Annotated in this window: 16 protein-coding genes and 1 pseudogene; 5 read left to right on the forward strand and 12 right to left on the reverse strand. The window is 72.1% G+C overall.

The window, feature by feature from the left end; genetic code table 11:
• Positions 1-52: 52 nt before the first annotated feature.
• A complete protein-coding gene (locus E0E30_RS08715) occupies positions 53-1,039 on the reverse strand; it encodes an RDD family protein (RefSeq protein ID WP_411913998.1) in 987 nt (328 codons plus the stop codon).
• On the opposite strand from E0E30_RS08715, the pseudogene E0E30_RS08720 reads away from it, so the two are divergent.
• Positions 1,038-1,274: pseudogene (locus E0E30_RS08720) on the forward strand (DUF3039 domain-containing protein); the annotation flags it as partial. The gene E0E30_RS08715 and the pseudogene E0E30_RS08720 sit on opposite strands and share 2 nt — an antisense overlap.
• Before the next feature lie 175 nt (positions 1,275-1,449).
• On the opposite strand, the gene E0E30_RS08725 reads toward E0E30_RS08720, so the two are convergent.
• From E0E30_RS08725 to E0E30_RS08745, 5 genes are all read right to left on the reverse strand, one after another.
• Positions 1,450-1,902 carry a type II 3-dehydroquinate dehydratase gene (locus tag E0E30_RS08725; protein WP_130865929.1) on the reverse strand — a complete coding sequence of 151 codons (453 nt, stop codon included), beginning with the start codon at positions 1,900-1,902 and terminating at the stop codon, positions 1,450-1,452.
• A complete protein-coding gene (locus E0E30_RS08730; RefSeq protein WP_130865930.1) occupies positions 1,895-2,923 on the reverse strand; it encodes a cation diffusion facilitator family transporter in 1,029 nt (342 codons plus the stop codon). Before E0E30_RS08730 ends, E0E30_RS08725 begins: the two co-directional genes overlap by 8 nt.
• The gene (locus tag E0E30_RS08735; RefSeq protein WP_130865931.1) at positions 2,920-3,999 is read right to left on the reverse strand and encodes a phosphoheptose isomerase family protein; all 1,080 of its coding nucleotides are present in this window, start codon (positions 3,997-3,999) and stop codon (positions 2,920-2,922) included. The genes E0E30_RS08730 and E0E30_RS08735 overlap by 4 nt, the downstream gene beginning before the upstream one ends.
• The gene (locus E0E30_RS08740; RefSeq protein ID WP_130865932.1) at positions 3,996-4,259 is read right to left on the reverse strand and encodes a Trm112 family protein; all 264 of its coding nucleotides are present in this window, start codon (positions 4,257-4,259) and stop codon (positions 3,996-3,998) included. Before E0E30_RS08740 ends, E0E30_RS08735 begins: the two co-directional genes overlap by 4 nt.
• A 127-nt stretch (positions 4,260-4,386) precedes the next feature.
• Positions 4,387-4,749: a DUF3499 domain-containing protein gene (locus E0E30_RS08745; protein ID WP_245306555.1), complete on the reverse strand. Its 363-nt coding sequence runs from the start codon at positions 4,747-4,749 to the stop codon at positions 4,387-4,389.
• Positions 4,750-4,860: 111 nt separating this feature from the next.
• Between E0E30_RS08745 and E0E30_RS08750 the strand changes: the two genes are divergently transcribed.
• Positions 4,861-5,286, forward strand: a complete 426-nt coding sequence (locus E0E30_RS08750; protein WP_130865934.1) for a metallopeptidase family protein — start codon at positions 4,861-4,863, stop codon at positions 5,284-5,286.
• A gap of 3 nt (positions 5,287-5,289) precedes the next feature.
• On the opposite strand, the gene E0E30_RS08755 is transcribed toward E0E30_RS08750, so the two are convergent.
• The 5 genes from E0E30_RS08755 to E0E30_RS08775 form a co-directional block, all read right to left on the reverse strand.
• Positions 5,290-6,624: a DUF5719 family protein gene (locus E0E30_RS08755; protein WP_130865935.1), complete on the reverse strand. Its 1,335-nt coding sequence runs from the start codon at positions 6,622-6,624 to the stop codon at positions 5,290-5,292.
• Positions 6,617-9,925: a glycosyltransferase family 2 protein gene (locus E0E30_RS08760; RefSeq protein WP_130865936.1), complete on the reverse strand. Its 3,309-nt coding sequence runs from the start codon at positions 9,923-9,925 to the stop codon at positions 6,617-6,619. The genes E0E30_RS08755 and E0E30_RS08760 overlap by 8 nt, the downstream gene beginning before the upstream one ends.
• Positions 9,926-10,107: 182 nt before the next feature.
• On the reverse strand, positions 10,108-10,365 hold the full coding sequence (locus E0E30_RS08765; protein WP_130865937.1) for a WhiB family transcriptional regulator: 258 nt from the start codon (positions 10,363-10,365) through the stop codon (positions 10,108-10,110).
• Positions 10,366-10,474: 109 nt separating this feature from the next.
• The gene (locus tag E0E30_RS08770) at positions 10,475-11,296 is read right to left on the reverse strand and encodes a hypothetical protein (RefSeq protein WP_130865938.1); all 822 of its coding nucleotides are present in this window, start codon (positions 11,294-11,296) and stop codon (positions 10,475-10,477) included.
• The gene (locus E0E30_RS08775; protein ID WP_130865939.1) at positions 11,293-12,369 is read right to left on the reverse strand and encodes a mannose-1-phosphate guanylyltransferase; all 1,077 of its coding nucleotides are present in this window, start codon (positions 12,367-12,369) and stop codon (positions 11,293-11,295) included. The genes E0E30_RS08770 and E0E30_RS08775 overlap by 4 nt, the downstream gene beginning before the upstream one ends.
• Positions 12,370-12,482: 113 nt before the next feature.
• On the opposite strand from E0E30_RS08775, the gene E0E30_RS13490 reads away from it, so the two are divergent.
• Positions 12,483-13,202 carry a TIGR03089 family protein gene (locus E0E30_RS13490; RefSeq protein ID WP_210115809.1) on the forward strand — a complete coding sequence of 240 codons (720 nt, stop codon included), beginning with the start codon at positions 12,483-12,485 and terminating at the stop codon, positions 13,200-13,202.
• A gap of 60 nt (positions 13,203-13,262) precedes the next feature.
• Here the strand turns inward: E0E30_RS13490 and E0E30_RS08785 are convergent, their stop codons facing one another.
• Positions 13,263-14,288, reverse strand: coding sequence for a glycosyltransferase family 2 protein (locus E0E30_RS08785; RefSeq protein WP_130865940.1), 1,026 nt, complete (start codon positions 14,286-14,288; stop codon positions 13,263-13,265).
• A gap of 83 nt (positions 14,289-14,371) precedes the next feature.
• Here E0E30_RS08785 and E0E30_RS08790 point away from each other — a divergent pair, with 83 nt between their 5' ends.
• Positions 14,372-15,724: an LCP family protein gene (locus tag E0E30_RS08790; protein WP_130865941.1), complete on the forward strand. Its 1,353-nt coding sequence runs from the start codon at positions 14,372-14,374 to the stop codon at positions 15,722-15,724.
• Between the two features lie 169 nt (positions 15,725-15,893).
• Positions 15,894-18,992 (forward strand): glycoside hydrolase family 2 TIM barrel-domain containing protein, encoded by a 3,099-nt coding sequence (locus E0E30_RS08795; RefSeq protein ID WP_130865942.1) that lies wholly within the window; start codon positions 15,894-15,896, stop codon positions 18,990-18,992.
• Positions 18,993-19,053 lie beyond the last annotated feature (61 nt).

Consider the following 19,053-nt stretch of genomic DNA (forward strand, 5'->3'; position numbering starts at 1 on the left):
GCCGGGTCGCTCGTCGTCGGGTCCGGGAGCGGACGGGCGAGGAACGGGCCGGCTACTCACGAGGGTTGTCCGCCGGGAGGTGGACCACCTGGGTGCCGGAGATGACGTCGTGCAGGGCCTGACGGCGACGTTGCCACAGCGGCATGAGGTAGCTGATCGGGGTGAGGATGAGCACGGCCTCGTTGAGCGACTCGATCATCGCCCAGGCCAGGGCACGGGCCAGGGCGCGCAGGACCGGCATCCGACGATGGTCCTGCCCGCGCCCGAGGGGCACCACGCGCAATCTCATGATGAGCTGTCCGACCGACCCGGCGCAGGCCGACAGCATGATGAACTGGTAGAGGCCCTGGGCGGCGATGTAGGCGCCGACAAGGGTCGTCATGGGATCGACGAGCCCGAACCGTTGTGCCGTGGTGATGCTCGTCGCGGTTCCCATGGAGACGCTGCCCTGCTGCATCGCCCAGTCGAGGTAGGCGTTGTAGCCGTGGACGAGGGCGGTGACCTGGGAGTTGAGGCACACGAGGACGATCGTCAGGACGAGGACGAGGTCGATGAGGGTGGCGGCGACCCGACGCCACCATCCGGCCAGCGGGACGCCGTCCTCGGTCGTGCCCCACCGCAACGTGCCCTGCCAGCCGTCCGTGGTCGGGCGCGGGTCCGACGACGCCGGCTGGGCGCGGCGCGGCGTCTGCAGCGGCGCCAGGGACTCCGGGACGTGCTGGGTGGGGGCCGAGGAGGAGTGCGCGCGACGCGGCGTCGGGGTCTCGCGGAGGTTGCGGGTCCACTGCCGGCCGTCCCAGTACCGTTGGGAGGAGCTCCCGGCCGGGTCGGGGTACCAGCCCATCGGCGGGGCGGGTCGCTCAGCGGCCCCGGACTCGGCGAACGCGGGGGTGTACCCGTCAGGTCGCCCGTCGTCGCTGTGTGGTCCGTCGTTGCTCACCGTTCCACTATCCCACGCGCGGGCGGTGCGGTCCGAACCGAACGGCCCGGGGTCGATGATCCGACGCTCCATGGTCGGCGTCCTACACTCGGGGGTCATGAGCACGTCATTGGCCCCCGGGTCCCAGACCGTCACCCAGGAGAAGGTCCAGCCGCAGTTCGAGGACGGCGACGCCGAGCGGTTCTCCCACTACGTGTCCAAGGCCAAGCTCACCGATGCCATGGTCAACGGCACCCCGGTCGTCGCCCTGTGCGGCAAGGTGTGGGTCCCCAGCCGCAATCCCGACAAGTTCCCGGTGTGCCCCCAGTGCAAAGAGATCTGGGAGTCGATGAACCCCGGGCCGTTCGGTTCGGACCGCACCGCCCGCGCGTGGGATAGTGGAACGGTGAGCAACGACGGACCACACAGCGACGACGGGCGACCTGACGGGTACACCCCCGCGTTCGCCNACCCGGCTCCCCCGCCGTCGGGTCCCGGCCGGGTGGGCTGTCAGGCCCCGCAGGGGTCGGTCACAGGCTGGCGGCGATGTGCGCCAGGGCGAGGTCGTACCCGCCCGGGCCCAGACCGGCGATCGTCCCGGTGACGTAGGCCGAGACGACGCTGTGGTGGCGGAAGGACTCCCGCTTGGCGATGTTCGACAGGTGCACCTCGACGACGACGGCGTCGATCTGGGCCACCGCGTCGGCGATGGCGATGTTGTAGTGGCTCCAGGCCGCGGGGTTGAGGACGACCGGGACGGACCCGTCGGCGGCCTCGTGCAGCCAGGCGATCATCTGGGCCTCGGAGTCGGTCTGGCGCACCTCGACCTCCAGTCCGAGCCCGCGCCCGGTCTCGACGAGGTGGTCGGCGAGCTGGGCATGGGTGGTGTGTCCGTAGATCTCGGGTTGACGCCGTCCCAGCCGCCCCAGGTTCGGTCCGTTGAGGACGAGGACCCGGGTGGGATCGGTCGCAGGGTCAGTCATGGGGGCCTCCGTCGGTGCTGGTCCGGGTCGTCGCGGGGTCGTCGGTGGTCGTCGGCCCATGCGACCCGGAGGGATCGGGACGCCGGATGTCGGGCTCCAGGTAGAGCGGGCCGACGAGCGGCTCGGCGGTGCGGACGGCGACCTCGGCGGCGTCGATGACCCTGGCGACCCGTTGGGCGGAGTCGGTGGGATCGACGGCGATCTTCGCCGCGACCATGATCGTCTCGGGCCCCAGGTGGACCGTCTTCATGTGGATGACCGAGTCGACCCCGTCTGTCCCCTCGAGGGCGGCCCGGATGGCTGCTCGTGACTCCGGGGTGGCCGACTCCCCCTCGAGCAGGGATCTCATCTCGGTGCCGAGGATGACGGCGACGACGACGAGCAGGACGCCGATGCACGCGGTGCCGATGGCGTCGAAGAGGCCGTTTCCGGTGAGGATCGTCAGGCCCACCCCGGCCAGGGCGAACACCAGACCCAGGACGGCGGCGGAGTCCTCGAGCATGACGACGGGCAGCTCGGGCGCCTTGGCCCGGCGCACGTAGGCCAGCAGCGACAGCCCGAGACGGCGTCGCTCCTCGTGGGTCTCGCGCAGGGCGACGCGCAGGCTCGTCCCCTCGGCCGCCAGGGCCGCGACGAGGATGACGGGGGGCACCCACCACCACGAGGAGGACAGCAGCTCGTCGTGCACCCCGTGCAGGGTGTCGACGGTCTTGACCCAGGCCTCGCGCAGGGCGAAGAGTCCGCCCAGGGTGAAGAGGATGATGGCCACGACGAAGGCGGACAGGTAGCGGGCACGCCCGTACCCGAACGGGTGGTCCTCGTCGGCCTGTCGGGCGGCGCTGCGGCCACCGAGCATGAGGAGCACCTGGTTGCCGGTGTCGGCGGTGGAGTGGATGGCCTCGGCGAGCATGGAGGAGGCTCCGGTGAGTGCCCACCCGGCGAACTTCGTCGCCGCGATGAGGAGGTTGGCCCCGGCCGCCGCGACGATCGCCCGTTTGGATCCCTCGTGCGCCTCGCTCATCGCAGCTCCTGACCGTCGGCGTCCGCCGCGGCGTCGAGCCTGCCCAACCCCAGGGCCAGATAGGCGGCGGTGTACCGCCCCTGGAGCAGCAGGGTGACGTACCTGGTGAGGGCGTCCGAACCGTCGTCGACGCCCATCGGCAGTCCGATGGTCCGCACCGTGACGTCGTGGCGGACGGCGGCCTCCTCGAGCCCTCGACGCCGACCGTCGACGACGCCGTCGTCCATGACGACGAGCACCGGACGGTGCTGGGGGCCGTCGAGCTCCGGATCGGCGAAGGGGTCGCGAGGCCGGACGGAGGTCATGACGGGCAACAGCTCGCTGGCGTCGGCGGACAGGGCGAGGCCACCGGTGGCCCGGCGGAAGGCCTCGGCCACCCTCCTCGAGGCCCGGGCGGCCAGCACCGACCCGCCCCAGAAGAGGGGGTCCGCATCGGCCAGCGCGCAGGCCAGGTCCTTGGCCCGGTTCGATGCCAGACCGTGATAAGGGGAAGCGTCCTCGGCGACGAGATCGGCGGCCCGCGCCACCTGCTCGGGTTGCACCTGCGGGGCGATCCCCACCCGGCCCAGCAGGGCCAGCACGACGACGGCGGCGGCCAGGGCGTCGTCCCCGTGCACCGGCACCCGGACCGCGCCACGAGCCGCTGCCGCGCGCCAGGCCGCGGACCCGGGCACCCCGGCCAGGATGATCCCGGCCCCCCGACGCGCTCCCTCGGCGAGGGCGGGGACGGCATGGGAGGGCTCGGCCACCGACGCCGGGGCGCCGCCGGAGGACTCCCCCAGGTCGATCCCGACGACGAGGTCGAGCGGACCCACCCAGGCCGGCAGGGTGGGCAGCGACCAGGCGACCAGGGGCACCGGGCAGACGGGTTCGAGGACGGCTCGGACGAGCCGGGCCTCGGGACCGACGACGACCACCCCACGGGGGGTGCCGAGCTGGTCGAGCACACCCTGGTCAGGGTCGATGCCACCGGCATCACGACGGATGCGTGCCCCGGTGCTGGCCAGACGACGGAGCAACTGTTCGGCTCCTGCGGTGAGGTCGGCGGACTCGAGCCGCGAGTCGTCGAAGCTCACCGCTGGCTCGTTCCCTCGGGCCGCTCACCGTGGCCCCCGTCGGGACGGCCGAGATCCTCCGGGGAGCGGGCGGCGTCGATGCGCAGGTCGGGGACGCCGTCACGGACGGCGAAGGCCAGCCCGCAGGAGGGGTTGGAGCACACGAGCTCGCCACGGTCGTAGTCGAGGGCGAAGGCCGCATGACAGGCCGGACAGGCGGCCACCTCGAGGAAGGCCGGGGAGAGGTCGAGGGCCTCGGGGGTCTGGGGCACATCTGGCATGGCGGGCACTCCTGACGGGTGGGAACCGATCGGCGACCAGCCTAGTGCCCATCACCGACAGGACCGCCCGTTCCGACGTGGCCGCACCAGCCGGTCACGTCCGGGCCGCCCGGAGCACGCCGTCCGCTCAGCGCTGTCCCGAGTCCGCGATGACCGACAGGTGACCGCGTCGTCCCAGGACCCGCACCGAGGAGTTGTCGACGGGAGCCGGAACCTCGTCCTCGAGCATCCCGATCTCGCGCACCGCCCGGGCCAGGGCCATGAGGTCGTCCTCATCGGGCTCGGGGGCGGCACCGTCGATCCCCGGCAGCCGGACGACCTCCCAGCCGCGCGGTGCGGTGAGCACCTCGGAATGATCGGCGCACAGGTCGTAGGCACCCGGATCACGATCGGGCGACAGCGGCCCCAGCACGGCCGAGGACTCCGCGTAGACGTAGGTCAGGGTCGCGACCGCAGGTCGGGGGCATCCGGGCCGGGAGCACTGTCTCACGGACGGCGACGTTACGCCCCTGACCCCGCACCGAGGCGGCGACTGGCCGGGCAGGACCCTCTTCGCCCTCGTCCCGGGCAGGACCCTCGTCGCCCGAACTAGGCTGGCCCCATGACGAGACGCCGGGATCGACACGGCCGCGGACCACGCGGCCCCCTGGTCCTGCCACGGGCCCATGGCGGCGTCATCGGCCGCGTCGCCCCCACCAGGGCCGAGTTCTTCGAGGACTGCGTCCGTCAGTCCACCGAGCGCGTCCTGCGCACCTGCCCCGGAGCCCTCAACCGCGTCATCATCGGCATCGAGGACGTGCCCGACGCGCCCGACTGGGCCCAGGGACGGGTCCCGCTGGCCTCCGCCCAGGACGCCGACGGACGCCGTCCCGCCCGCGTCGTCCTCTACCGACGGCCCCTCGAGTTGCGCGCCGCGAGCCGGCCCGGACTGGGGATCCTCGTCCACCGCACCCTCGTCGAACAGCTGTCGGTGCTCACCGGCCTGCCCATCGACGTCATCGATCCGCAGGAGCACGACGAGGACTGACCCTCAACCCAACTGCGGATCCACCTGGACCGCCCGGGCCCTCGTCGCGCCGATGACGGGGCTCAGCGGAACCGTCGAGGTTCCGGTCGCCGCGACGACCCCGGCCGCGACCGGCTGGTCCGAGGTCAGTCTGAGGAATCCCCCGGTGGTCAGGGCGGAGGTCCACGTCGTCCCGGCCGGGATGGTCGCGGTGACCTTCCTCGTCCCGGTGGCGGTGGTGAGGGTCCCACTCACCTGGGCGGTCGTCGACCCCGGGTTCGACACCTCGAGGGTCCCGGCCGCCGGCAGCGCCTGTTGGAGGACGGTGGCCGCATCGGTGGCGACGACCGTGGCGTAGTCCCCCTTGCGCGAGGAGACCAGTTGCGCGCCGATCTCCGACTTCGCCGAGACGGTCAGGGCCAGGGACTCCCCCGCCAGCGCCGACGACAGGTCGACGGCGATCGTCGACCGCGGTTCGACGACGATCCCGTCAGCCCCCTCGGGGGTGAAGGTGCCGCGGGTCGAGATGGCCTTGACCGAGACATCCACCCGCGCGTTCCCGGGGTTCGACAGGAGGAGCACCGAGGAGCTCGCCGAGGCGGGCACGGTCGCCAGATAGGCCGTCCGGCGGGCCGCCACCATGGGGGCGACGTCCTGACCGAACTGGCTCCACGTGCGGGCCTGGGCGACGATGCGCCCGTCGCTCGACGAGATGACGGCCGTCACCGGCGTGGTTCCGGAGTCCCACACCGACAGCGGCAGGACGCGGCTGGCGCCCGCCCCCACGACGATGCCCCGGCTGCCCTCGGCCTGCACCTCTCCCTTGGTCCCCAGCAGGGTGACGTCGACCGTCGCCGCGGAGCTGCCCGGGTTCGACACGACGATGTCGGCGCGGGAGGGGTCGGACACCGAGACCAGCCCGCCGGTGGACGGCGTCTGGCAGCTCGACCAGGAACTCTGGGCGCCACTGGTCGACGCCAAGGAGGCCGCGGGCTGCCCCTGCCCGGACCGCGACCGTACGACGACGGCGCCAGTGCCCGTCGACGTCGTCCACGGCACGGAGTGCTCGCTGGTCGACGACCCGAGATCGCCGATGTCGAGGGAGGAACTCGTCGAGCCCGCAGCCAGGGTGCCTGCAACCCGGCCGGGAGCGCACACGAGGGTCTGCGCGGCACTGATGGACCGCACCGGCGCGGTCGTCACCTCCTCGACCGGCAGGGCCGCGCCGCCCAGTCCGACGGCCAGGGCCAGGACGGCGAAGGCGCCGGCCCGGACCGTGCCGCCGACGGCTCCCCTGGGCGCCCGATGAGCCGATCCGACGGCGGACTCGGCCTCGACGGGATCGCGTCGCTCAGTCATCGTTCCCCCTAGCCCGTGCAGCGCGTCGGGGCGCCGGCGCTCGTCGTGCGGCCGTCGGCCCGGCGACGATGAGCAGGACGATCATCATCCCGACCTCGACGAGGGCGGCCCAGGTCTGGGTGGGCATCGACCAGCTCAGCCGGCCGGTGGCCGAGTCAAGGCGGTACGCCGAACCGGCCCCGGCGACACCGGCCGACTGCAGACGCCGTCCGCCGACGGTCACCTGCCACCGGTCGTCGGGGGCCTCGACGAGGACCAGGGTGCGCGACCCGGAACCCGCCGGCACCGACCCGGCGACCGGTGTCCAGGTCGATCCGGAGACGACCATCGCCCGGGACGGGTTGCCGTCCACGGTCCACACGACGGTCGTCGAGTCGGCCTTGGCCGGCGTCAACCCGGAGGCATTGCCCACCTGCCCGATGAGGTCGTCGGATGCTCCGCGCAGCCAGAGATGACCGATCCCCAACTTGCTCAACCGGTCGGCCAGATCGTCGGGGACCGCCCCCGAACCGACCGCCTGGGCCAGCTGCCCGGCGGCCGCCGCCAACGGTGCATCGGCGGAGACGAGCGGCTGTTCGCCACTTCCCCAGGACGGGTTGCGTGAGCTCACGAGGTTCCACGTCGTCGTCCCACCTTGGACGAGCACCATGAGGGTGCGGGTGTGACGGGGCGAGTCCTCGACGGCGGTGACGTAGGCCGGAAGCTTCGAACTGGCGCGGTGCAGCGGCTGGCCGGCCCCGGCGACGACCCACCACAGGCTCCCGGCCAGGACGGAGACGGCGACGACGGTGGGCAGCACCCTGCTGCTCCACCGTGCCATGAGCTGGCCGAGGGTCGGCGGCTCCTCCCCTTCCTCGGTCCCCGGCGTGTCCTCCTCGGTCTCGAGAGCCTGCAGGTTCGTGCCCTGCCAGGCGACCGCGACGAGGATGATGAGGGCTCCGCAGGCCACGAGCTGCCAGGTCTCGATCTCGGGATGCACCTGGGTGCCCCAGAGGGTGACGTACCGCCGACACGCGATCGCGGCGACCCCCAGCGAGAGCAGGCACACCCCGGCGATGACCAGGGTCCGCGAGCGGGTCCGGGCGGTGCCGCGGGCCATCCGGTCGCGCCACAGCCAGACGAGGGCCCACAGGGTCGCGAACCACAGCGGCACCATGACGAGCACCGCCACCCAGATCGGCGCGGCACCGTCGCCGACACCGATCCCGAGCAGCACCCACAGGCCGCCACGAGCCGACGTCGCCACCTTGAGCAGCGGGTCGGTCCCGGTGATGATGCGCGCCGGGGCGTCGATGAGCCTGGGCAGCCACGGCGAGACGGCCACCAGCGGCGCGACGAGGACGAGCAGCACCTGGCGCCACCTGCCACGATCGGCGACGAGGATCCCCCCGCCGACCAGGACGAGGAGCAGCCATGAGACCGGCATCACCGACATGGCGATCGTCGACCAGACCGCCAGGGCTCCGGCGCTGCGCCACGGGTCGGGGTCGTGGCGTCCGACGCGAGCCCCCCACAGGAGGTCGACGTCGATCGTCTCGGGGGCGAGCAGTCGCCATCCGTGCAGGGCGATGTGCGGCATGACCACCGCCATGAGCAGGGCCGTCACCGACCCGCGGGCCAGACCACCACCGATGACGGGCAGCAGACCCCACAGGCTCGACAGGAGGACGGTCGTCGCCCCCAGGCCCATGACCCGGCGCAGCAGCCGGTGCGCCGACATCGCCGCGACCAGCGGTGCGACGATGAGGCACAGCCGCGCGAAGATCTCGGCGCGGCCCAGACTGAGGGTCGAGCCCAGTGCGGCCAGGGCGAGCCACGGGGAGTTGGCCCCGGGCTGTCCCGGGGTCGCGGTGAGCCAGGTGTGCCAGGCCTCGCTGATCCCGCCGGGAGCCGGCGGCAGCCACCGGGAGACGACGTGCCCCGACCCGTACAGATGACGCCCGGCGACCAGACCGACGACGGTCATCGCGACGACCATGACGACATAGGGATTGACGACGCCGTGATGGTCGCGGGCGGCGAACTCGTCCCCGGTGAGCTCGTCGATCGACGTGCCGACGTCGTCTCCGCGAGCCGGCTGCAGCCGGTCGCTCAGCCCGGAGGCCAGTCCGTCGGCGATCCGCGACCAGAGTGATCGACGGGTGGGCAGCAGGCGGCGGGCGTGGTCGATGTCGTCCGGGTCGCATCCGGCGCGGAACTCCCGGATCCGTCGAGCCATCTCGACGGTCGTCGACCGCGAGGCCCACAGTGCCCAACCGGCCCGCAACTCGTCGCCGGCACGACCAGGGGCCTTGCCGAGCAGCAGGACGACGGCCCGCCCCAGGGCGACGAGGAGCAGCCACAGACTCGTGCGTCCCGGGTGCGCCGATCTGGCGGCGACCAGACGCATCCCGGCGAGGCGGTCGGCCCGGTCGGGCCGGGGCGCCAGGTTCGACTCCCGCTCCCATCCGCGCCCGACCTGACGGTGGTGCAGGGCACACGTGGGGGCGGTGCGCACGACGAAACCGGCCTCGTTGGCCCGCCACCCGAAATCGACCCCGTCACGGAAGAGCGGCAGGGCCGGGTCGAGGCCGTCGAGGCGTCGCCAGGCCTTGAGGGAGCAGAACATGCCGGCGGTCGACCCGCCGAGGACAGCGACCTGCTCGCCCTGGTGCTGGTCGATGTCGCCGGTGTCGATGACCGGCAGGATGCGCGACCCGGTCGGCGAGACGGTCTGACCCTGCTCCTCGATGAGCTCGGGATAGTTGCGCCGTGCCGGTTTGAGCAGCGTCGGGAAGAGGACGTCGGGACGCGACGGCGACGACGCCTCGGCCAGCAGGTGGGCCAGGGCGTCGGGGGTCACCTCGACGTCGTCGTGAAGGATCCACAGGTGGGTGATGTCGTCGGGCAGGGTCGGGACGACCTTCGCCAGTGCCACGCCAGGGGCGGTGTCGGCGTCCATCCCGACGAGGTCCTCGACGAGTCCTTCCCGGTGTGCCTTCGCCAACAGGGTGGGGCTGTCGTCCCGGGACCCGAGGTCGACGGCGATCGTCACCCCGGGACGCTCCCGCAACCGGGCGAGGGCGACGAGGGTCCGCGGCAGCCAGGGGTCGGCGTCGTGGACAAGCAGGACGACGGCCACGTGCTCGGCGTCGATCCGGATCGGGGGTTGCGGCACCGGACGGTGCGCCCACTCCCAGTCCTTTTCGTGGACGGGGTTCGAGGGGACGACGGGGATCGTCCAGTCGGTCAGTCCCTCGCTGGTGCGAGGGCCCGGCGACGGGACCGCCCCCTGGCCGTGGTCCTTCGGCTCGTCGTTCACTCTGGGACGCCACCTGTTCGCTCGCGGATCGTGTCGCCACCCACCGTACGGGATGAGCCGCGGTCCGGTGGGCAGGCCGACGAGTCTACCCGGGGGTTCTGGCAGACCCGGGAGAGGTGGCGTCGCTCAGGCGCGACAGTGTCAGATGCGTCGCTCAGGCGCGACGGTGTCAGATGCGTCGCTCAGGCGCGACGACGCAACCGGCGGCGCTCCATCTCGGACATGCCACCCCAGATGCCGAAACGCTCGTCGTTCTCGAGGGCATAGGCCAGGCAGGCGTCCCGCACCTCGCAGGACTCGCAGATCCGCTTGGCCTCGCGGGTCGACCCACCCTTCTCCGGGAAGAAGGCCTCCGGGTCGGTCTGGGCGCAGAGGGCGCGCTCCTGCCAGGAGAACTCCTCGGTGTCGACGCCGGTGAGCACCGTGAGGAAGTCGTTCATGGCAGAACTCCTTGGGGAAGTGGACTGCGCGGTCATCCGCACGGGGCCAAAGTTACACGACTGTGGTTCGCCGCGCGACCCTCACATGTGAACTTCCTCGCACCACGGATCAGCCCTGGCCAGGCCGCCTCCCGAGCTCCTGACCGGACCCCTCGGAGCCCCGCACGGCATGCTCGACGGCCTCCCACGGGTCCGCCCACGTCTCGGTCGCCCCTCCGGGGGCACCCTTGGCGCTTCCCCAGCCCTCCGCCGCCGCTCCCGATGCGGCGTCACCGGCCCGGGCCCAGGAGGCTCCCCGGGCGGTGTCGGCCGACCAGACCGCCGGCACCTCCACGTCGGCCGAGGGCTCCTCCCCCGATCCCGGCTCGACCGGCGCCACCTCGGCCGCACCCGACTCGACGCCCGGTGTGGACGCCGGGTCGCCGACCGTTCCCGTCCCGACGGCGGCCGGCTCGGGCTGGGGCCCGGCCCCCGCCTCCTCGGCCTCACCCGACGAGGCCCGACTCACCATGGTGAGGCTGACGATGGCGACGACCTTGACCCCGACGGCCAGCAGCGAACCCACCAGGCCCAGTCCGACCCCCAGCGCCCCTCCCGGGGCGTGGACGAGGGCCAGGAAGGCCAGGACGAGGTCGAAGGTGGCACCGACGGCGACCACCCAGGCTGCGACCCGCGCCACCAGCCGCGCCCGTGGGCTCGGCGGGGCCTGGAGCCGACACCACAGCACCGCGGCGACGAGGACGATGAGCGGGGCCAGCCCCAGGGACCCGCCCGAGAGTCGCCGGGCCGTCTCGAAGAGACTGGCGTGGTCGTGTCCCAGTGACCAGCACAGGTCGACGAGGAAGACCACTGTGAACCCGGCGCACAGGACGGTCATGGCCCAGGCGATGGGTTCGCGAGCCTGCTTGAGCCGCGACATCATCGGACTCATGCGTATCTCCCCCCGAGCTGCTCGGCCACCAGGGCGACGAGCTGCTTGACCTTCTGGCTGTCCGACAGGGGCACGACGAGGGTGGCGCGATCCGTCGTCACGACGGCCATCCCGTGCAGTCCGGCGACGGCCAGGACGGCGTCCTCCCGTCGGTTGATGAGGAGGTTCCCATCGGCGTCCAGACTCGCGGTGAGCCCGGTGACGTGGTTGCCGTGGCCGTCGTCGGGAAGGTGTGGCGCCAGCGACTCGAAGGAACCGACGTCGTACCACTGGATGTCGAGGGGCACCGCGACGACGTGGCACGAGGTGCGGCCCTGGGACACCGGCTCCATGACGGCGAAGTCGACCGAGATCTTCTCCAGCTGCGGGTACACCCGTGCCAAGCTGGCCGGGTCGGCGACGAGCTCGTCGACCTTCGCACGGGTGGCAGGACGCAGGGCCGACAGCACGTCGAGCAGAGTGCTGGCACGCCACACGAACATGCCGGAGTTCCACCAGTAGTCACCGGACTCGAAGTACTGCCGGGCCAGTGCCGGCCCGGGCTTCTCGACGAACTCGGCGACCTCGCAGGCTCCGTGCCCCTCGGGCACCGGTGCCCCGCGATGGAGGTAGCCGAAGCCGGTGTTCGGCTCGGTGGGGATGACGCCGAAGGTCACCAGCGCCGTCGGATCGGTCTCGGCGAGGGCGAACCCACGGTCGAGGGCGGCACGGAAGTCGCGCACCGGCCGGATGACGTGATCGGCCGTGACGGTGGCGACGACTGCCTGTGGATCCTTGGCCGCGATGACCCCTGCCGGCCAGGCGACGGCATTGAGGGAGTCGCGCCCGACGGGCTCGCCGAGGATGTTCTCGGCGGGGATCTCGGGCAGGAGGGCGGCGACCGTGTCGGCGTAGGCGGCACCGGTGCACACGAGGATGTTCTCGTCAGGGACCAGCCCCTGGACGCGCTCGTAGGACATCCGCAGCAGACTCACCCCGTCGATGAGTTCGAGCAGCTGCTTGGGCTCGCCCTGCCTCGACAGGGGCCACAGCCGAGTTCCGGATCCGCCGGCGATGATGAGCACGTGTCGCATGGATTCAGGCTAACGACCGGCTGTGACAGTTCTCGCGCCGCCGTGCCGCGCAGGGACCTATGGGCGGGACGGTGTGCCGGGCCCGGCACGATCCCGCAGGGCATGATGGGCCCATGATGCCGTCCCTGCCTGGCTCCTCCCGCCCCGGCCCGACGCCCGACGCCCGCTCACTCACCGACGCGATGAGGTCCCGTTCGGCCGACCCTCGCCCACTGCTCACCTGGGTGCACGGACCCGACCGGGTCGAGCTGTCCGGGACGACGACGATGACCTGGGTCGCCAAGACCGTCCAGCTCCTCGCCGACGAGGGCGTCGTCGCACCGGCGAGGATCGGGCTGCCGGTGCTCGGGGACCGCCCGGGACACTGGGTCGGTGCGGTCTGGCTCCTGTCGTGCTGGTGGGCGGGCTGGACCCCGGTGCTGGCCACCGACGCCCGCGTCGACCCCGGCACGCTCGACGTCGTCGTCACCGGCCCCGATGACGCCGCCGGCCGGGCCGCACCGACCGCGCTGTTCGTCCAGTGCTCCCTCGACGCCCTCGGTCGGCCCTGCGCCCATCCGGCCCCCGGCGCCCTCGACCACGCCGACTGTCTCGCCATGCCCGACGCCCTGCCGCCGGCCGGGCCGACCGGCGAACCGTGGTGGGCGCCAGGGGCCGTGGGCCCGTCACCCATCGCCGATCGGGTGCTCCTCGACCGCCCCGCCCCTGCCGTCGTCGCCGGCACGCTGGCCGGATGCCTGCTCGGTGGCGGGTCGCTGGTCCTGCTCGACGGGCCCGCGGACGGCTCGGTCTACGATCTGGCCCGCGCCGAGGGGGCGCGGCGTCCGGGCTGAGCGGGTCGGGCCAGCGTCAGGAGGCACCGGTCCGGAGGGACCGGTCAGGACTGTCCGGAGTCAGGACGGATCGGCGGCGTGGGGATGCAGTCCGACGAGGAACCCGGCACCCCAACACATGTGCATGACCGACAGGACGAGCGGCAACCGTGCGCGCACCGGCGTCGGCATGGGTCGGCGCATCGACGCCGCCCCGGCGATCATCGCGACACCGTAGCCGACCGGGACGAGGAAGCCACCGAGCAGCCGGCTGGCGCGTCCGGTGACGACGCTGCGCGCGGCCCCCGCCGTCCCCAGGACCACACCGGTCGCGCAGGCCGCGACCGTGGCCGGGGCGACGAGGTATCGCAGGCTCACCGAGTCGTGGTGGTGGCGCATGACCTCGCGACGCCACTGGCCGGTGCGGAAGAACTGCCGGCCGAGGGCACCGACGCTCGAGCGGGGCCGGTAGACGACCCGCAGCCGCGGGCTGAACCACACCGTGTGCCCCGCCCGACGCAACCGGTAGTTGAGCTCCCAGTCCTGGGCCCGGTCGAAGGTGGGGTCGAACCCGCCGACCTCCTCGAGGGCGGCCTTGCGGAAGACACCGAGGAAGACCGTGTCGGCCGGTCCCTCGGGAGAGTCACCGAGGTGGAAGGACGCCCCACCGAGCCCCAGCCTCGAGGTGTAGGCGACGGCGACGGCCTGCTCGAACGGCGTCTCCCCCTTGGCGTCCATGATCCCGCCGACGTTGGCCGCCCCGGTCCGCTCGAGGAGCTCGACCGCCGTGCCGATGTAGTCGGGGCCGAGCTCGCCGTGGGCGTCGACCCGCACGACGATGTCGAACCGGCTCGCCGCGACACCGAGGTTGAGGGCCCGCGGCGTCGTGCCGGCCGGATTCGGGACGACGGTGATCCGCGGATCCCGTTCGGCCAGCTCGGCGGCGATCTGCTCGGAACGATCGGTGCCCGGGGCGACGACGAGGATGATCTCGAGCTCCCCGGGGTAGCCCTGGTTGACGATTCCGGCGACCGACTGGGCCAGGTACCGCTCCTCGTCGCGCACCGGCATGATGACGCTGACCGGAGGGGCGATGTGACGGACCATGGCCGCCATTGTGCCAGTTCTGCCGATGAGCCCCCGCTCGTGGCACCCGGGTCGGTCATGGGAACGACGGCTACGGTGGGCCCATGCCGAATCGACGACCGGACCCGTCCAGTCCCCGACAGGACAAGCACAGGCCCCGCGACGAGAAGTCGCGCCAGGCCGACTTCGACTGGCTCTACGGCGGGTCGTCCCCCTCAGCGGCCGGGTCCGGGCGCGCCGGTGGGCATGACGACCAGCCCTCGCGGCGACCCTCCGGCCGGGACGAGGCGGTCCACGACCGGGGTCGGGGAGAGTCCCGGGAGGTCGGTTCGGCCGGGGCTCTCAGGTCGGGGCGGCAGTCCGTGCGATCCTCGGGACGGACGGACGGTGGGCGGGCCGCCGTCGGCGCACCGCCGGGGAGGTCGGGCCGGGCGGCGTCCGCCCCGCCCCGTCCACCACACGACGACCGCCGTCCCACCCGCCGACCCGGCGGCGCGCCACGTCGTCGGAGGCGCTGGCCGCGGGTCGTCCTCACCCTCCTCGTCGCCTGGGTCGTCTGGCTGCTCGTCGTCCCGCTCATCGCGTTGACCCGGTCGCAGACCGTGGCCGACACCCCGTCGGGTGACCGCCCGTCCAGCCAACCGGGGACCGCCGTCCTCCTCGTCGGCACCGACCGCCGGGACAACCTCACCGCCCAGCAGCAGAAGCAACTCGGCACCGGCACCGAAACCGGGTCACGCACCGACACCATGCTCATCCTCTACAAGCCTCCGTCGGGCCGGTCACTGCTCATCTCGCTGCCCCGCGACTCCTACCTGCCCATCCCGGGACACGGCCACAACAAGCTCAACGCCGCCTACGCCATCGGCGGGGCACCGCTGCTGGTGCAGACCGTCGAGCAGAACACCGGCATCCGGCTCGACGGGTACATGGAGATCGGGTTCGACGGGTTCGTCAACATGGTCGACGCCGTCGGCGGGGTCGACATCTGCCTCGACAAGGCCATGAAGGACAAGGACTCGCACACCGATCTGCCCGCCGGCTGCCAGAACCTCGACGGGATCAAGGCCCTGGGCTACGTCAGGATGCGCAAGGCCGATCCGCTGGGTGACCTGGGCCGGGTCAAGAGGCAGCAGCAGGTGGCCTCCCAGGTGGCCAAGAAGGCGGCGTCCCCGTGGACCTTCATCAATCCGGTGCGGTACTGGAAGGTCATCAACGCCGGTGCGACGGCGGTGCGCCGAGGCGATGACACGTCCTTGGCGACCTCGGTCACGACCCTGCGGGGGCTCATGGCGGTGACGGGATCGAACGGGGTCAAGCTCACGGTGCCCATCTCGAACGCCGATGCGACGACCGCCGCCGGTTCGTCGGTGCTGTGGAACACCACGAAGGCCGCGCAGATGTTCGACATGATCCGCACCGGGGACACCTCGAAGGCCGACCAGTTCGTCAAGTAGGCCCGACCGGTCCCCGCTGGAGGCGGTGTCCGCTCGCCTCCACGCCGTGGTGGCCTGCGCCGGTCCCCACGGAGGTTGCCTGGGCAACCGTGCAGCAGCGGGGCCGTGAACGTGCACATCGTTCGCGCCCACCTGCCGAGGAACGGCCGGGCGGCCCTAGGATCTCCCCATGCCCGACGTCGCGCTCACCGACCCCGACCTCACGAATCTCCAGCCGTGGAGCGGCCCCGTCCCACCCCGCGCCCACCTGACGAGCGACGCACCGGTCCTCGACCTGTCCGGAGTGTGGCAGTTCCGGTGGGTCCGGGGCCTCCACGAGGCCACCGAGGGGTTCCAGGAGCCACATTTCGACCCCTCCGGTTTCGACGAGATCGAGGTCCCGTCCTGCTGGCAGATGGTCGACCCGGGAGGGGAGGCTCCCTACGGGCAGCCCGCGTATCTCAACGTCACCTTCCCCATCGCCCTGCCCCGCCCCGACGAGCCGGTGAGCGTGCCGACCGAGAACCCCACCGGTGAGTACCGGCGCACCTTCGACCTGCCCGAGGGGTTCCTCGACGATGGGGTCGAGCGGGTGCTGCTGCGCTTCGAGGGGGTCGACTCGTTCGCCCGGGTGTGGGTCAACGGGGTCGAACTGGGCTGGACAAAGGGATCCCGCCTCACCAGCGAGTTCGACGCCACGTCGGCCCTGCACCCCGGCACGAACCTCCTGGCCGTGCGGGTGTCCCAGTGGTCCGACGCCACCTTCCTCGAGGACCAGGACATGTGGTGGGTCTCGGGGATCTTCCGCCGCGTGAGCCTGCTGGCGCGCCCCGTCGGCGGCATCGACGACCTCTTCGTCCACGCCGACTACGACGAGAAGACCGGCGCCGGGACGCTTCGGGTCGATCTCACAAGCTCGCCCTCCGCCGATATCCACCTCACCGATTCCTCCCCCATCGGTACCTCTCCCACCGGCACCGACGCCGCCGATGTCCCTGCCACCGGAACCGCGGCGGATCATCGACCGCAATGTGGCACGATTCGCATCCCCGAGCTCGGGATCGAGGCCCCCACCGACGAGATCTGCCACATTGCGTCCGTCGAGCCGTGGACCGCCGAGAGCCCGCGGCTCTACGACGCCACCGTCTCCACCCCCGCCGAGACCGTGAGCCTGCGGATCGGGTTCCGAACCGTGCGGGTCGAGGACGGCGTCATCAGCGTCAACGGCGACAAGATCGTCCTGCGCGGGGTGAACCGGCACGAATGGCATCCGCGCACCGGACGCACCCTCGACGAGGCGACGATGCGCGCCGACCTCGATCTCATGAAGTCCCACAACATCAATGCCGTCCGCACCTCCCATTACCCGCCCGACGCACGGTTCCTCGACCTGTGCGACGAGTACGGGGTGTGGGTGCTGCTCGAGAACGACCTGGAGACCCACGGTTTCGAGGTCGAGGGCTGGGCGGGCAATCCCTTGGGCGACCCGCGCTGGTACGACTGCCTCGACAACCGGATCCGTCGCACCGTCGAGCGCGACAAGAACCACCCCTGCATCATCGGCTGGTCCATGGGCAACGAGTCGTTCACCGGTGGGGGCGTCCGGCGGATGAATGACTGGGTCAAGGACCGTGATCCCGACCGGTTCACCCACTACGAGGGTGACAAGGAGCACGCCATCGCCGATGTGTGGAGCGAGATGTATCCCGCGGTCGAGCGCGTCCGGGCCATCCGCGACCGCGACCCGCTGCCGGACTCGCTCGTCCACGTCGGCGAGCCCGGGCCCTTCCCCCAGGTCGGGCGCGAGCGTGGGATCCCCTTCCTCATGTGCGAGTTCGGGCACGCCATGGGCAACGGCCCGGGCGAGCTGTCCGACTACCTCGCCGTCGGGTTCGACCCCGACCGCACCGGCGACCGGATGCACGGCGGGTTCATCTGGGAATGGATCGACCAGGGCATCGAGGTCGACCGGGACGGGCAGCGGTACTTCGCCTACGGCGGCGACTTCGGCGAGCCGCTCCACGACGGCAACTTCATCTGCGACGGGCTGCTCCTGCCCGACCGCACCCCCTCCCCGGGGCTGGTCGAGTACGCCGCACAGATCGCCCCGGCACGGCTGGGGGGACGGGTCGAGGGCGACGGCGTCCTCGTCGAGGTGACGAACCGTCGCGACATCACCTGTCTGGGTGACCTGAGGTTCAGGTGGGAGCTCGGAGGCACCGGCAGCGACCTCGAGGTGCCACGGCTCGAGCCGGGCGACACCGCGTCGGTCCGGATCCCTCTCACGGACCTGGCGGACGGCCTCGAGGACGCAATGTGGCTCCACCTCGTCGCCGAGGCTGCCATCGACCGCCCCGGAGTGCCGGCGGGCCACATTGCAGCCAGGGGCGAGGTGGACCTGTCGCCCCTTCGCGGCACCGCGACAGAGGTGCAGGCGGTTGCGACAACCCACCCACCACGCCGGGTCCGATCCGGCTTCGAGGTCGGGGCTGCTCGCTTCGACCGCTGCGGCCAGCTCACCGCCCTCGGCGACATCACCATCGGCAGCCCGGTCATCGACCTCTACCGTGCCCCCATCGACAACGACTCGTCCCCGTTGGCGGCCTTCGGCATCCTCGACCCGCAGCACCGGGCCGGGCTGCATCGGATGGTCACCCAGCCGGTGGAGGTCGAGCTCGTCGACGACACCCTCGTCGTCCGCACCCGGACCTGGGCCGCGGCGGCCTCCCGACGGATGGACGCGACGTGGCGCTGGACCGATCGCGACGGCGGGGCGCACCTCGACCTGCACGTCGAGCCGGTCGGCAGGTGGGACCTCATGCTCCCCCGCATCGGCGTGACGATGAGCCTGCCGACCGACCTGCGCTCGGTGCGCTGGCTGGGGCTCGGCCCGGGCGAGTCGTACCGCGACTCGTCGGCCGGAGTGTGGCACGACTGGTTCGACGCCGACGTCTCCGAGCTCCAGACCCCCTACGTGCGCCCCCAGGAGAACGGCGCCCGGATGGACCTGTCGGTCCTCGAGCTGCGCGGCGAGCAGGGCCTCCGGATCGACGCCGAGCGCACCGCGGACGGGTCACTGCCCGGCTTCGCCTACCGACCCTGGACGAGCGCGGCGATGGCGGCGGCTCGGCACACCGTCGACCTCGTGCCCGACGATGTGCTGTGGCTCACCCTCGACCTGGCCGGCGGGCCGGTCGGGGTGAGCTCCTGCGGCCCGCAGCCGATGCTCGAGCACCGGCTCTACGCCCATCCGGTCGACCTGTCGTTGACCTTCACCCCGTTGTCCTGACCGGGCCACGACGCGGTCGCGGCGGTCGCAGCATCCCCGTTGCGACCGCGGTGACCGCAAT

Origin of the sequence: Acidipropionibacterium timonense (assembly GCF_900605005.1) — a bacterium.
Taxonomy (GTDB): Bacteria; Actinomycetota; Actinomycetes; order Propionibacteriales; family Propionibacteriaceae; genus Cutibacterium; species Cutibacterium timonense.

What these genes read in the sequence shown, in the direction of transcription:
- E0E30_RS08730 (WP_130865930.1), bottom strand. Translation starts at nt 2,923, where the DNA reads ATGAGCGAGGCGCACGAGGGATCCAAACGGGCGATCGTCGCGGCGGCC.
- E0E30_RS08790 (WP_130865941.1), top strand. Translation starts at nt 14,372, where the DNA reads ATGCCGAATCGACGACCGGACCCGTCCAGTCCCCGACAGGACAAGCAC.
- E0E30_RS08755 (WP_130865935.1), bottom strand. Translation starts at nt 6,624, where the DNA reads ATGACTGAGCGACGCGATCCCGTCGAGGCCGAGTCCGCCGTCGGATCG.
- E0E30_RS08725 (WP_130865929.1), bottom strand. Translation starts at nt 1,902, where the DNA reads ATGACTGACCCTGCGACCGATCCCACCCGGGTCCTCGTCCTCAACGGA.
- E0E30_RS08765 (WP_130865937.1), bottom strand. Translation starts at nt 10,365, where the DNA reads ATGAACGACTTCCTCACGGTGCTCACCGGCGTCGACACCGAGGAGTTC.
- E0E30_RS08750 (WP_130865934.1), top strand. Translation starts at nt 4,861, where the DNA reads ATGACGAGACGCCGGGATCGACACGGCCGCGGACCACGCGGCCCCCTG.
- E0E30_RS08785 (WP_130865940.1), bottom strand. Translation starts at nt 14,288, where the DNA reads ATGGTCCGTCACATCGCCCCTCCGGTCAGCGTCATCATGCCGGTGCGC.
- E0E30_RS08775 (WP_130865939.1), bottom strand. Translation starts at nt 12,369, where the DNA reads ATGCGACACGTGCTCATCATCGCCGGCGGATCCGGAACTCGGCTGTGG.
- E0E30_RS13490 (WP_210115809.1), top strand. Translation starts at nt 12,483, where the DNA reads ATGATGCCGTCCCTGCCTGGCTCCTCCCGCCCCGGCCCGACGCCCGAC.
- E0E30_RS08770 (WP_130865938.1), bottom strand. Translation starts at nt 11,296, where the DNA reads ATGAGTCCGATGATGTCGCGGCTCAAGCAGGCTCGCGAACCCATCGCC.
- E0E30_RS08715 (WP_411913998.1), bottom strand. Translation starts at nt 1,039, where the DNA reads ATGACCCCCGAGTGTAGGACGCCGACCATGGAGCGTCGGATCATCGAC.
- E0E30_RS08795 (WP_130865942.1), top strand. Translation starts at nt 15,894, where the DNA reads ATGCCCGACGTCGCGCTCACCGACCCCGACCTCACGAATCTCCAGCCG.
- E0E30_RS08740 (WP_130865932.1), bottom strand. Translation starts at nt 4,259, where the DNA reads ATGCCAGATGTGCCCCAGACCCCCGAGGCCCTCGACCTCTCCCCGGCC.